The following is a 14,342-nucleotide window of genomic DNA, read 5'->3' as shown; positions in this document are numbered from 1 at the left end:
CAGAGAAAGTTCAATGCGCTTGCGCGGCCATCAATTTATCAACGCTTTCCTGCGTCACCGGGTGGTAGCGTTCGCGCGCCTGCGCGTACACCTCCTTGGCCCAGACATGGCCTTGCGGCGTCTTCATCAAGGCGCTGTACAGGGGCACGACGAACTTCTGGCGGCCCACGCTCAGCAGGAATGCCTGCAAAGGCTGCCGCACGTCGTAGCCGGCGTTCACGGAGGCCAGATAGAAGCGGTACGCCACTTCATTGTTGCCGCTCTTGCCCACGCCGTAGACCTGGTCCAGTTCGCGCAATTGCGCCGCGCTGGCCTTGTTGTTGACATCGTTCAGGAAATGCATCGATTCGATGGCGATCCACTTGTCCATGCCCAGGTCTTTCGTCGCCAGTTCACCTTTCAGCCAGGCGTCGCGGTGCTGGTCGAGCAGCGCCAGGCGTGGCGAGACGACGCGCTGTGCGCTGGCCGGCACGCCCGTGCCATACAGCCATTCATCGAGTTCCGCTTGCGGCATCACGTCCGGATGCTGGGTCAGCAGGTTCTTGCGCAGATAGGCGATGAACTGTTCCGTCGTGACGCTCTGGAACGCATGCTGGTCGAACCAGCCGCGCAGGAAAGGATCGAACACGGCGCGGCCCGCGCGGCGCTCCATGGTGGCCAGGAACCATGCGCCTTTCGGGTAGATGATGCCGTCGTCCGTGTACGTTTCCGCGGGATTGGCATCCGCATCGCGCGTGACCAGCGCCGTTTTCGCGGCCGGCAATTCGCGGATCGAGGCGGCCAGTTCTTCCTGGTCGACCTGCACGCCCATCTGCGCCACTTCGCTGCCATACAGCTGCTCGACGATGCGCGTCGTGACGTACGTGGTGAAGCCTTCGTTGAGCCACATATGCTTCCACGACGCGTTGGTGACCAGGTTGCCAGACCACGAGTGGGCCAGTTCATGCGCAATCAGGTCAACCAGGCTGCGGTCGCCCGCGATCATGGTCGGCGTAAGGAAGGTCAGGCGCGGATTTTCCATGCCGCCGTAGGGGAACGATGGCGGCAGCACGATCATGTCGTAGCGCCCCCAGCCATACGGACCGTACAGCGCTTCGGCTGCCTGGATCATCTTTTCCGTATCGGCCAGCTCGTATTCAGCCGCTTTGATACGCGGCGGTTCCGCATACACAGCGGAACGAGGGCCGAGTTTGCGCACTTCCAGTTCGCCGATGGCAATGGCCAGCAGGTACGAGGGAATCGGCTGGGGCATCCTGAATTTCCAGCCGCCCTTGCCGGTCGCCTTCTCGTCGTTCTCGGCGCTCATCACGACGCGCATACCCGCTGGCGCATCGATGCGCGCGCTATATGTAAAACGCACGGCCGGCGTATCCTGCGATGGCACCCACGAGCGGGCGTTGATGCTTTGCGACTGGCTGAACATGAAAGGCAGCTTGCCCGACATGGTTTGCTGCGGCGTGAGCCACTGCAGCGCGATGGCGTTCGGGGCCGTGTGATAGTAGACGCGCACCTTGCCCGGCTGGCCCGTGGTGGTGATGCGCAGTGCCTGGCCCTTTTCCGGATCGGCCTTGTCCAGCTGGTACGGCGCCATCTGCCATGCGCCGCGCTTGTCCTGCACCTGCACCTTCGCGATCGACAGGTCGCGCGTATCGAGCACCAGGGTGCGCGCCGCCGGATCGATCCAGTTCAAGGACAGCTCGGCATAGCCGGACAGGGTCTTTTGCTTGAAATCGGCTTTCAGGTCCAGCTGCAGGTCGCGCGTGCGCACCTGGTCGTAGCGCGCGTAGCTGAGGGGATCGGCGTGCGCGGCCAGGGTCGCCTGGCAAAGTAGCGCACAGCCCAGCGCGCGCAGGAAGGTCATAGTTTGCATGGTCGTCTTTTGAATGATTTGCGAAAGCCCCGGTCCGTGTGCGCCGGGGCGTCGCGCAGAATAGCACTTCCGGCGCTGGCCGGCAGAAAAAAGCGCCGGGCTGGCCGGCGCTGCTTCCCTATTTCGTCTCCGGCCTGGCCTCAGGCTTTGGCTCGGACGCCTTCAGCGGTGTTTTGACATCCTTCATCAGGTTGTTCTTGTCGCGGTCCAGCTTGAACAGTTCCAGGCGCGATGGCGTGATTTTCCTCGGCCAGGAATTATTGCTGGTGTCGATATCAGCCGTCTCCCAGTACGGGTCCTGCACCAGCCCCACCATCGGTTCGTCCGTGATGATCACCTTGCTGATCTTGTGCGGCGCGTAGCGCCACACTTCGGCCGGCACGCGCTCGGTGATTTTCCTGCCGCTTTGCAGTTCGATTTCCAGGATCAGCGGCATCACCAGACCGCCGAGATTCGAAAAATCGACCAGGTACAAATGCTTGCCCATGTTGTGCTGTTCCAGCAGTTTACGCTCCCATGGTTCCAGCGTTTCCTGCTCTTCCGCATAGCTGTTGCGGTCCTTGTTGGTGACCGTGAACTCATCGTGCTGGTTATAGAAATCCTTCAGCGCAGGATCGGTATCCACCTTCTTCGGCAGCGCCTTGTTGCGCTGGTCCGAGATCGAGATAGGCTGCGCCGCCTTCTGCGCCTTCTTCCACGCCTTTTCCGTTTCCGGATTCTTTGTACTCACGCCATATTCGCTGATGCCGTCGATGCTGATGTCGACCGCGTCGGTGGTGTAGAACCAGCCGCGCCAGAACCAGTCCAGGTCCGTGCCGGAAGCGTCTTCCATGGTGCGGAAAAAATCGGCCGGCGTCGGGCGCTTGAATTTCCAGCGCAAGGCGTACTGCTTGAAGGCGAAGTCGAACAGTTCGCGCCCGAGGATGGTTTCGCGCAGGATATTGAGGGCGGTGGCAGGCTTGTCGTAGGCATTCGCCGTAAACTGCAGCAAGGATTCTGAATTGGTCATGATGGGCACCTGATTCTGACTGCGCATGTAGTCGACGATCTTGCGCGGCTCGCCATTCCAGGACGGGAAATGCTCTTCCCACGCCTGCTCGGCCAGGTACTGCAGGAAGGAATTGAGGCCCTCGTCCATCCACGTCCACTGGCGCTCGTCCGAGTTGACGATCATGGGGAAATAATTGTGCCCCACTTCATGGATGATCACGCCGATCAGGTCATATTTGGTCGTCTTCGAATACGTAATTTCCCCCGTCTTCTTGTCCTTCACGGGGCGCCCGCCATTAAACGCAATCATCGGATACTCCATGCCGCCCACGGCGCCATTGACGGAAATCGCGTTCGGATACGGATAGTCGAAACTGTATTTGTTGTACTGCTCGATCGCATGCGCGACGGCGCGCGTGCTGTACTGCTGCCACAGCGGATTACCCTCGTTCGGATAGTAGGACATGGCCATTACGCGCTTGCCGCCGCTATTCAAACCCTGCGCATCCCAGATAAACTTGCGGCTCGATGCCCACGCCACGTCGCGCACATTGGCCGCCTTGAAGTGCCAGGTTTTCATGCCCGCCGCCCGGCCCTTTTCCGCCGCCAGCGCCTCGGCGGGCGTGATCACCAGCAGCGGCGTAGCGCTGTTTTTCGCCCTCGCCAGGCGTTCGCGCTGCGCCGTGCTCAACACGGTGGCAGGATTTTGCAATTCTCCCGTGGCCGCCACCACATGATCGGCCGGCACCGTCAGATACAGCTCGTAATCGCCAAACTCCAGCGTGAATTCACCCGAGCCAAGAAACTGCTTATGCTGCCAACCGACGGCGTCATAGTAGGCGGCCATGCGCGGGAACCACTGCGCGATCTGGAAAATCGCGTTCTTGTCGTCTTCAAAATACTCATAGCCGGAGCGCTCGACCAGCACCTTCTGGTCATTGATCTGATACGACCAGTCGATATTGAACGTGATGCTCTGGCCGGGCGCCAGCGCCACCGGCAAATCGATGCGCAGCATGGTCTGGTTGACAACATACGGCAGCGGCTTGCCGCTGGCCGCTTTCACGGCGGTAAGCTTGAAGCCGCCGTCAAATTCGCGGCCCGCATGGATGGCCCGCAAGTCCTCGAACTTCAGCGCTTCTTCTTCGCTGCTACCCAACCAGGCCTGGCGCGAGGGCGCGCTCAGGACGCGGCGCTGGTCAGCGTCCTTGCGCAAGCCATTCTGGTCCAGTTGCAGCCACAAGTACGCGAGGCTGTCGGGCGAGCGATTATGGTAAGTAATCTGTTCGCTGGCAGTGATCTCGCGGCGCGCTTCGTCCAGCGTGGCGCGGATCACGTAATCGGCGCGCTGCTGCCAGTAAGCGTGGCCGGGCGCGCCCGATGCGGTGCGGTAGGCGTTCGGCGTGGGCAGCAGTTCTTCGAGCTGGCGGAACTTGTCGTCGAAAGGCGCGGCGGCGCACATGGCGGTCAAGGGGGAAATCAAGGTCAGGCACAGGGCAAGCAAGCGGACAAGAACCGGCATGGCGCATTCCATCTGGGAGTCGTGGACAGAACTGCATTCTAAGTCGAGTCTGTTTGCAAATCGATCATTGTTGTGGAAGTCCCACACGCAGCACAGCGCCGGCGGCCAGTGGCACTGGCGCAGAAACAGGCATTGGCGTATGATGCGCCTCGAACATTGGGGAGTAGTCGTCCCGCGGTCCTGCCGCAGGAACCTGTATCAACATAATTGGCCCGCAGGCCATGGTGCAGGTGGTTGAAAAACTTGACGAGACCATTGATCCAGGGCGGCCGCATGGGCCGGAGTCGCCCGTGGATCATTGGTTAATTCGTCCGGCCCACGTACCTCTTGCAATCTCATGGAAGCATTTCTCATCTCCACCGGCATCGTCGGCCTCGCTGAAATCGGCGACAAAACCCAACTCCTGGCCTTTCTGCTGGCCGCCAAATTCCGCAGGCCCCTGTCCATCGTGCTGGCGATTTTCGTCGCCACCGTTGCCAACCACGCGTTCGCCGCCGCCGTCGGCACCTGGATCACCAGCATGCTGGGGCCGGACGTGCTGCGCTGGGTGCTGGGCGTGTCCTTTCTGGCCATGGCCGCCTGGACCCTGATCCCCGACAAGCTCGATGAAGAAGAGACCAGGCTGGCCAAATATGGCGTCTTCCTGACCACCCTGATCGCCTTCTTCATGGCGGAAATGGGCGACAAGACACAGGTGGCCACGGTGGCGCTGGCGGCGCGCTACCACGACATTGTCTCCGTCGTGCTGGGCACCACTCTCGGCATGATGCTTGCCAACGTCCCTGCCGTGTACTTGGGCGACAAGATTGCCAACCGCGTGTCGCTGCGTCTGGTGCACGGTATCGCGGCACTCGTATTTGCCGTGCTGGGCGTGGCCACCCTGCTTGGCGCCGGTGCGCGCCTGGGTTTCTGACACAGGGCTGAATAATTCCTCATTTACAATGTTCATGCTCATAATTACAATATCGCCGACATAAACACAGGCGCGCCGGTCCCGCAAGGTCAGCGCGCTTTTTTGAGGAATCTATGCAGTTAAATGGAAAAGTGGCGGCGCTGTGCCTGGCCGCCTGTGCCAGCCATGCTCCCGCCGCCACGGCCGCACCCACTCATCGCCAGGCGCCTCTCGCTGCGGGCCAAGTCAGCCACGAAGTGCGTACCCGCGACCTGCTGCTGTTGGGCGCAGGCTTGATCCTGCTGGCCGGCCGCCGCCGCCCCGGCTACGAAAAGTGGCAAGATCCGCTACAGGATTACAGCAACAATAACACCGCGTACTCGCGGCTTTCGTCGCGCAGGACAATGCTGCCGTCCGCTACTGCCACGCCATCGAGCGACAATCCGGCAGGTCGTCCCTGCGCCTTTTCCACCGTGATCGCGTAGCTGCTGGCGCCGAAACGGTAGTGCAGCTTGAAGCTGTCCCATTCGGCCGGCATACGGGGAGTGAGGCGCAGCACGTTCGCCTCGCGTGTCAAGCCCAGCAGGGATTCGACAATCAACCGGTACAACCAGCCCGACGACCCGGTATACCAGCTCCAGCCGCCGCGCCCGACGTGCGGCGCGACAGCATACACATCGGCCGTCACCACGTACGGTTCCACCTTGTAGCGCGCCACCGCCTGCGCGTCGGCGCCATGGCGCACGGGATTGATCATACGCAGCAGTTCCCACGCCTTTTCGCCATCGCCCATGCGGGCAAATGCCATCGCCGTCCAGATGGCCGCATGCGTGTACTGGCCGCCATTCTCGCGCACGCCAGGCACATAGCCGCGGATATAGCCAGGATTGAGGCTGGATTTATCGAACGGCGGATCGAGCAACTGGATCACGCCGGAATCGCGCCGTACCAGGCGCGCATCGACCTGGCGCATGGCACCGGCGACACGTTCCTTGTTGGCGGCGCCCGACAGCACGCCCCAGCTTTGCGAAATCGAATCAATCTGGCATTCCTCGTTGGTATGCGAACCGAGCGGCGTGCCATCGTCGAAATATGCGCGTCGGTACCACTCGCCATCCCACGCATGCTCCTCGATACTGGCCGCCAGTTTCACGGCTTCGTCACGACAGAACTGCGCGAAGGCCGCATCGCCGCGCAGCACGGCTACCTCGGCGAAGCGCAGCAGCACCTCATACAGGAAGAAGGCCAGCCACACGCTCTCTCCCTTGCCGTGTTCGCCCACCTTGTCCATGCCGTCATTCCAGTCACAGGAGCCCATCAGCGGCAAGCCATGCACACCCAGTCTCAGGCCATGGCGGATGGCCCGCACGCAGTGCTCGTACAAGTCGGCCGATTCGCCCGAACGCATAGGCAAGTCGTAGTACGAATCCTCTTCCGGCTTGACGGCGCGCCCCTCGATGAAGGGCGCCACTTCCGACAGCACGTTGACGTCACCGGTGGCAATCACATAACGGCAGGCGGCAAGCGGCAGCCACAGGTAATCGTCGGAGCAGTGCGTGCGCACGCCGCGGTCCGAGGGCGGATGCCACCAGTGCTGCACGTCGCCTTCGACAAACTGGTGCGCCGAACACAGCAGCAAGTGGCTGCGCAGCAGTTGCGGCGCCGTGTGGATCATGGCCATCGCATCCTGCAGCTGGTCGCGAAAACCGTAGGCGCCGCCAGACTGGTAATAGCCGCTGCGCGCCCACAGACGACAGGCGATGGTCTGGTACATCAGCCAGCCGTTGGCGATGACATCGAGCGAAGGATCAGGCGTCTCGATACGCACGGCGCCCAGTGTCGTCTCCCAATGCGCGCGCACCGCTTCCAGCGCGCTGCGGGCCGCCTCTTTGCCAGCATGACGCTGCACCATGGTGCTGGCATCGGCATTGCGGCGCCCGCCCACGCCAAGGAGGAAGACGATTTCACGCTCCTGTCCCGGTTGCAGCTCGAACGGCACCTGGATTGCTGCGCACGGGTCCAGTCCCGTACCGGCCTTGCCGGACAGGCGCACGCGGCGCAGGGCGGCCGGCTGCGCCAGGCTGCCGTTGCGGCCGATGAACTCATTGCGGTCGCAGGTGATCGAGCGGATGCTGGCATCGGTATTGAAAAATCCGACGCGGCCCGAAAACTCCGTATTGTAGTTATTGCGCGCAAACAGCGCGCCGCTGATCGTATCGATCTCGGTCGCCACATGCATGCCGGACTTGGCGCGCAGGTCTGCCATCACCCATTCCACGTAACCGGTGACGGACAGGCGGCGCGGCACGCCGCTGTCGTTGCGCACCTTGATCAGCGAGTATTTGACGGCTGCGTCCATCGCCACATAGGTACACAATTCGGTGACGATGCCGCCCTCGCTGTGCTCGAAAATGCTGTAGCCGAAGCCGTGGCGCGTGACGTAGTCGCCGCTGCCGCGCGCCGGCAGGGCTGACGGCGACCAGAACTGCCCGCTGTGCTCGTCACGCACATAAAACGCTTCGCCGGACAGGTCGGACACGGGGTCGTTCTGCCATGGCGTGAGGCGGAATTCATGCGCATTCTCGCTCCACGTATACGCCTGGCCGGCTTCCGACACTACCGTGCCAAACTGTGCATTGGCCAGCACGTTCGACCATGGCGCCGGCGTCTGTTTGCCCTCGCACGTGGTGATGACATATTCGCGTCCATCGGGCGTGAAACCGCCCAGGCCATTTTCCAGTATCAGTTCACGCGGCGCGGCGCGGTGCGGCACGCCGCCATGCTCGCGAGCAGGGTCCTGCAGCAGTGGCGGCATGCGCAGCACGGGGCTGGGTGGCCGCTTGACCTGCTCGGCCAGGGTGCCGCGCAAGTCACTGATGATGGCGCGCGCCACCGACTGCAGCAGGATGCGGTCTTCATTGGCGATCTGCTCGGCCAGGCGCACGAAGATGCCGCCCGGGCGGTCGATCGCCTGCGCGTCGATGCCCGAGGCAATCAGACCCATGATCTGGTCGTGCAGCAGCTGGCGGTAGCCCGACTGCTCCTCATACCAGATCACCAGGTCAACTATCAGTCCTTTCAGGCGCCAGTAGGCATGTGCCTGCACCATCTGGCGCGCCAGTTCGATATTGGCCACGTCGCGTATCTGCAGCAGCACGATCGGCAAATCGCCCGAGATGGCATACGCCCACAGGCCGGACTGGCCGCGCTGGTTCTTGATCAGGATGCCGGCCTCGGCGCGCAACGACGCGTTCGGATAGATGACAGCATTGGCCAGGCGCGCATACAGCTGTGCATCCGCTTCGCTGGCATTGAGCTGGCGCAGTACCACCTGGCTGTGCGTCCAGGCCAGTTCGAACACCCGGTCGGCAAGGTGGCGATCCTGGTACTTGTCGATCAGGTGCAGCGCCGCCTCCCGCTGTTCCACCATGCCGGTCACGCTGTCGACCGTCACAGCCTGGTCGGGTTCGAGCGTGATCACATAGCGGACGGCCACGATGGGGTCGAGCACGGAGCCGTGGCCGCCACTGAGCGGCCCGCTGTCCTGCAGCGCCTGCGGCAGTTGCGCCGTGTTGCCGCGGCCGATGAAGCGCGCGCGGTCCGTCTCGAACGAGACTTCGTAGCGGTCCACGTCGTGCACCGTCATCACATGCAACAGCCACGGCATTTGCTCATCCTTCGAGCGGGGCCGGCGCGTGCACAAAATCGCGTTTTCGTGCGGCAGGATTTCCGTCTGCACGAACAATTTGCTGAACGCGGGATGGGCCGCATCGGCTGCCGCCGGCGCCATCACCACTTCGGCAAAACTGGTGATCTCAATGCGCCGCTGGCGGTTCGAATTATTGCTGATGCGCGTGCGGCGGATTTCGATGTCGTCCTCGGGCGAAACGACGATTTCCGTGTACAAATCGAGGCCATGATCGGCGCGGCGGAACTCGGCCCGCCCTTCCGAGAAAATCACCTCGTATTTCTTCGGTTCCGCCAATGTGGGCTGGTACATGGTGGACCAGACAGCGCCGTCATCAAGGTCGCGCAGATAGCAGAAATTGCCCCAGTTATCGCGCGTGCTGTCCTCGCGCCAGCGCGTTACGGACAGGTCTTTCCAGCGGCTGTAGCTGCCGCCCGCATTGCTCACCATGACGTGGTAGCGTCCATTCGACAGCAATTGCGTTTCCGGCACGGCGCTGTTGGCCTGCGTGAGGATACGCATCGGCATGGCCTGCTCGGGCGCGCCGCTGCGCAGCACCGCCAGTTCAGCCGTATTCGAGTAAAACGCCCCCGCTTGCGGCGTGCGCTCCTGCAGCACCAGCAAGGCCGATTGCAGCAGCGGATCAGACTCGAAACGGCGCTGCATCGGGCGGTCGTGCAGCAAATAGCTGAGGGCCAGGAATCCCATGCCCTGGTGATGCACCATGAAGGAACGGATGACGGCGCTGCCCTGCCCGCGCGGCAGGCGCGCCGTGGTGAAGTCGACCGCCTCAAAAAAGCCGTAACACCCCATGTAGCCTGCCGCCTGCATGCGCTGCATGTTCTGGCACGACGCTTCCGGCTGCACCATCAGCCCCATCATGCTGGCGTACGGTGCCACCACCAGGTCGTCGGCCAAGCCCCGCTTCAGGCCCAGTCCCGGCACGCCGAAGGCGCGGTACTGGTAATTCAGGCTGGCGTCGACGGTGTTGTAGCCGGACTCGGAAATCCCCCATGGTACGTCGCGCTGGCGGCCATAGTCGATCTGCGCCTCGATGACCGAGTGGTAAGTCTGGTCGAGCAGGGTATTCGGATAGTTCGGCATCACCAGCAGCGGCATCAGGTACTCGAACATCGAGCCGCTCCACGACAGCAGCACGGGCTGCCCCGCTACCATGCATAGCTGGCGCCCCAGGGCGAACCAGTGTTCCTGCGGCAGCTGGCCCTGGGCGATGGCAATGAAACTGGCCAGGCGCACTTCGGAAGCCAATAAATCGTAGTAGCTGGGGTCCAGGCGCCGTTCACTGACGTTGTAGCCGATGGCCAGCAGTTTTGTCGACGGGTTGTACAGGAACGCGTATTCAATCTGCGCGAAGTCGCGTGCCTGGCCCGCCGCACGGGCGATGTCGCGCATGTGGCGGCCCGCCTGCTCGCGGCCCTGCGCCAGCAATGCAGCCAGCTCGGTGGGCATGCCTTCGGGCGCCTCCAGGTTCGCCAGTTGGCGCAGGGTCGGCACGCGCGCCAGCGTCACATCGACGCCCGCCTGCGCGACCCACGGCGCCAGCTGCAGCAACTCGGTCAGCGCTGCGCGGCACTGGCGGGCCAGCGCGCCGCTCCACATGGGCAGCTCGCCATCCTCGCTTTGCAGGGTCAGCGACAGCAGCGCGTCGGCCGCGCCATTTGCGGCGCTCAGGTAGGCATGCCATTCGGGCAGGCTCGCTGGCGCGGCCGGCATCTGCAGCAGCGCCAGCGATGCGCGCACCTCCTTGCCTTCGCCTTCGGCGGCAATGAACTCCTGCAGCACCTGCGCCGTCGTGCGAATGCCTTGCACGATCTGCGCGCCCAAAATGGGCGCGTCGTACAGTTCCACCAGACCAGGCTGCAAGGTCAGCAAGTGGCCGGCCAGGTTGCCGCTGTCGACCGTCGAGATGTACATCGGCTGCAGCGCCTTCAGGGTCTGCGTGTCGTACCAGTTATAGAAATGGCCCTGGAAGCGCTCCAGCTCGCTCATGCTGTGCAGGGTGGCGCGGCTGCGCTCGATCAACTGCCCCATGGTGACATAACCGAAATCGTAGGCCGTCAGGTTGGCCAGCAGCGCCAGTCCGATGTTCGTCGGCGAGGTGCGGTGCGCCACCACCAGGTTCGGATGCTCCTGCATGTTATCGGGCGGCAGCCAGTGGTCGTCCGGTCCGACGAAGGTATCGAAATAGGCCCAGGTCTTGCGTGCCACGCCGTGCAAAAACCTCCCTTGCTCGGCTGACAGGCGCGCCACCGCCCGCTCGATGGGGCGGCTGATCCACCAGGCGATGGCGGGAGCCATCAGCCATAGCAGCAGCACCACGGCGGCGGCCGGCAACGCTGCCGGCCGCCAGGTCAGCAAGGCGGCAAAAGTGGCCAGCGCCAGCGCGGGCGAGCACCACATGGCGCGCCAGCTGTCCGCTTGCGAGCCTGTAGACACATGCAGGTTCGAGGCACGCCAGTCGAGCAGGTGTTTATGCGATACGCCCAGGCGCCACAGGGTGCGCGCGATGGCGTCCAGGCTGATCCAGGCCTCATAGGGCAGGAAGACGAGAGTCAGCATGGCATGCGAGAACTGCACGCCGCAGCGCCGCTCGAACGCCGCCAGGTGCTGGCGCCACAGCGTGTCGCGCGGCTTGCGCAACAAGTCGTACAGCGCCGAAAACACGGGCGGCAGGAAGATGATGGCCAGCACTGCCGCACTCCAGAACGCCACGTGCGGCAGGAAGCCCCACGCCAGCAGCAGGGACAGGGTGGTGGCCGGCGCCACGACGCTGCGGCGCAGGTTGTCGAACAGCTTCCAGCGCGACAGCATGGACAGCGGATTGCGTTCGCGCTTGCCGGCGCGGCCCGGCACCCGCCCCAGCAGCCAGCCGATCAGCTGCCAGTCGCCGCGTATCCAGCGCTGGCGACGGCTCACGTCGGCGTCATAGCGGGCCGGATATTCTTCATACAATTGCGAGTCGCTGAGCAGGCCCGCGCGCAGGTAGCAGCCTTCGAGCAGGTCGTGGCTGAGGATTTTATTGTCGGGCAGGCGCTGGCCCAGCACGCGCTCGAACATGTCGAGGTCATAGATGCCCTTGCCGATGAACGAGCCTTCATAAAACACGTCCTGGTACAGGTCCGACACAGTGCGCGTGTACGGGTCGATGCCCGGTTCGCCGCCGCACAGCAGTTCATAGCGCGAGGCGTTCGCGCTGGGCAGCGCCACGGCCACGCGTGGCTGCAGGATGCCGTAGCCGGCGACCACGCGCGTGCCGGCCGCGTCGAGCACGGGACGGTTCAGCGGATGCATCATGGTGGCGATGAATTCGCGCGCCGCGTCGCGCGGCAGCTGCGTATCGGTGTCGAGCGTAATCACGTATTTGATCGTGCGCAAACCGCGCAACTCGCCTTCCACCAGCGAGAATCTGTCGCGCGCGCCGCCGCGCAGAAAGGCGTGCAGGTCGGACAATTTGCCGCGTTTGCGCTCCTGCCCCATCCACGTATTCTGCTGCGAATTCCACAGGCGCGGACGGTGCAAGAGCAGGAACGGCCCCACATGGCCCAGCTCTTCACGCTCGACCGGGTCGCCATTATCCTTGAACTCGGCACCCTCCACGCGGTATTTATCGTTCAAGCCGCGGATGGTGTCCTGCGCCTGGCGCAGCAGGGCGTCGTCGCCCGGCATCGTTTGCGCGTCCGCGTCGACGAAGTCCGTCAGCAGGCAGAAACGCAGGTTCGGGTCGCGGTTGGCCAGGTAGCGCACTTCCAGCGCCTCGCACAGGGCGGCCACGTTTTCCGGGTTATAGATCAGGGTCGGCACCACCACGATGCCGCGCCCGTCCGACGGAATGCCGGCCTGGTAATCCATGCGCGGCAGCGGATGCGGCGACGTCATCAGCGTCGCCAGCCAGTTCACCACGGCCACCGCCAGCTGGCTGCTGCCCAGCAGCGCCAGCGCGCCCAGCGCCGCCAGTGGCCAGCCCTGCACGCCATGGCGTACGGCGCGCTCGAGCAGCAGTGCGCTCGTCGCCAGGGTCAGGAACGAGATGGCGCCCAGGTAGACGGCCAGCGGCGCGGCGCGCGCCGTATGCTGCAGCGCCTCGATAAATGGCAGTTTCGCGCCGGCCTGCTTTTCCAGCACCAGCACGCCGCGCCCGACCAGGTAAAAGCCGATGTGGCCACGGCGCGCGTCATTGCCGTTGCCGTGTGTGTGCGCCAGTTGCACCACCATCTCGGCCACGTCCACTTCGCTGCGCGCGCTGCGCTTGGCGATGCGTTCGATGGCGTGGCGATAACTGTCGCGCGTGGCGAAATCCATCAGGCCATAGGTGCCGGCCGGGTCGAGGCGCAAGGTCTGCTCGACCACGCTCATGGTCTCGACGAATTCCTGCCAGTCCATGGTGCCGAGAAAACGCAGGCTGCCAATGCTGTTGGCGATCGATACCTGGTCAGCCGCCTGCTGCCCGATCTCCGCTTGAATCTGCTGCTCGATGGTGAGGCCCGATTCGGCCAGCTTGTGCGTCAGCCACGACAACGCCAGCGTGAGCGACGGACTTTGCCCCTGCAGGCGGCGCGACAATTCCGCCACGAAGGCGCTGGTAATCGGCGGATTCGAGCGCGCCATGTCAGCCACCAGCAGGATCAGGCCGCTGGGGTTGCGCTCGGCGATGTCCGTCATCTGGTCGGCCCAGGTATTGGCCAGGTCGCGCTGCATGCGGTCGTCGGCCACGCGCGCGGCCACGCGGCGCAGATTTTCGATCAGGGCCAGGCGCAGCATGATGGGCACGGCCCACAGTTCGCCCAGGGTCAGGGTGGCGACATCCTGGTAAGCCTCGACGAAGTGGCACAGGTTTTCCAGGTCGACGCGGCCGTCGCCATGCGAGATGATTTCCAGCGCGATTTTATACACGCGCGGGCATCCCGCATCCGTACCCGAGGTCAGGCGCGGCAACTCCTTGCTGTAGTTCTTTGGCAGGTGGCGCCGCGTGGTGCGGATCTGTTCTTCGATGAGATAGAAATTGTCGAGCAGCCATTCCGAAGCGGGCGTGACCTGGCGCCCGCTCTTCACGGTAGCCGTCAGCTCGTTGACGGTGGCCGTGATCAGGGCCGCATTGTCGGCCAGGCGCGCCAGCAGGCGGTCGCGGCCGTGATGCCGCCCCACCGCATGGCCGGCGGCCACGTTCTTGCCGTGGGCAGCCATCTGCATGGCGCTGAACAATTCCGAACGCAAGGGCAAGGCATCGTCGCGCGCGGCGTCAAACGTGTCCTGTGCAAGGGAATGGTCCCGGAAGATTTCTTTGAATTTGGAAATCTGTTCCTTGATCTGTTCCGCGACTACTGCTGTGTACTCTTTCAACTTGGGCCTCGCTAGGTGCACG

Annotated in this window: 4 protein-coding genes and 1 riboswitch; of the genes, 1 reads left to right on the top strand and 3 read right to left on the bottom strand. The window is 63.5% G+C overall.

Annotated elements, in window-relative coordinates; all coding sequences use genetic code 11:
* Nucleotides 1-10 precede the first annotated feature (10 nt).
* Both AC07VI_RS27560 and AC07VI_RS27555 read right to left on the bottom strand, forming a co-directional pair.
* The gene (locus AC07VI_RS27560; RefSeq protein ID WP_086146725.1) at nt 11-1,870 is read right to left on the bottom strand and encodes a M1 family metallopeptidase; all 1,860 of its coding nucleotides are present in this window, start codon (nt 1,868-1,870) and stop codon (nt 11-13) included.
* Between the two features lie 118 nt (nt 1,871-1,988).
* Nucleotides 1,989-4,382, bottom strand: coding sequence for a M1 family aminopeptidase (locus AC07VI_RS27555; RefSeq protein ID WP_099376145.1), 2,394 nt, complete (start codon nt 4,380-4,382; stop codon nt 1,989-1,991).
* Between the two features lie 146 nt (nt 4,383-4,528).
* A riboswitch (yybP-ykoY riboswitch) is annotated at nt 4,529-4,711 on the top strand.
* An 8-nt stretch (nt 4,712-4,719) separates the two neighbouring features.
* On the opposite strand from AC07VI_RS27555, the gene AC07VI_RS27550 reads away from it, so the two are divergent.
* On the top strand, nt 4,720-5,295 hold the full coding sequence (locus tag AC07VI_RS27550; RefSeq protein WP_492992241.1) for a TMEM165/GDT1 family protein: 576 nt from the start codon (nt 4,720-4,722) through the stop codon (nt 5,293-5,295).
* A 334-nt stretch (nt 5,296-5,629) separates the two neighbouring features.
* On the opposite strand, the gene AC07VI_RS27545 is transcribed toward AC07VI_RS27550, so the two are convergent.
* Nucleotides 5,630-14,257, bottom strand: coding sequence for a glycoside hydrolase family 94 protein (locus AC07VI_RS27545; RefSeq protein ID WP_492996244.1), 8,628 nt, complete (start codon nt 14,255-14,257; stop codon nt 5,630-5,632).
* Between the last annotated feature and the right edge of the window lie 85 nt (nt 14,258-14,342).

The organism is Janthinobacterium sp. GW821-FHT03A03, from assembly GCF_059421435.1.
The sequence above is the reverse complement of the archived record's forward strand: the minus strand, read 5'-3'. Positions and strand labels throughout refer to the sequence as shown.

What these genes read in the sequence shown, in the direction of transcription:
- AC07VI_RS27560 (WP_086146725.1), bottom strand. Translation starts at nt 1,870, where the DNA reads ATGCAAACTATGACCTTCCTGCGCGCGCTGGGCTGTGCGCTACTTTGC.
- AC07VI_RS27555 (WP_099376145.1), bottom strand. Translation starts at nt 4,382, where the DNA reads ATGCCGGTTCTTGTCCGCTTGCTTGCCCTGTGCCTGACCTTGATTTCC.
- AC07VI_RS27550 (WP_492992241.1), top strand. Translation starts at nt 4,720, where the DNA reads ATGGAAGCATTTCTCATCTCCACCGGCATCGTCGGCCTCGCTGAAATC.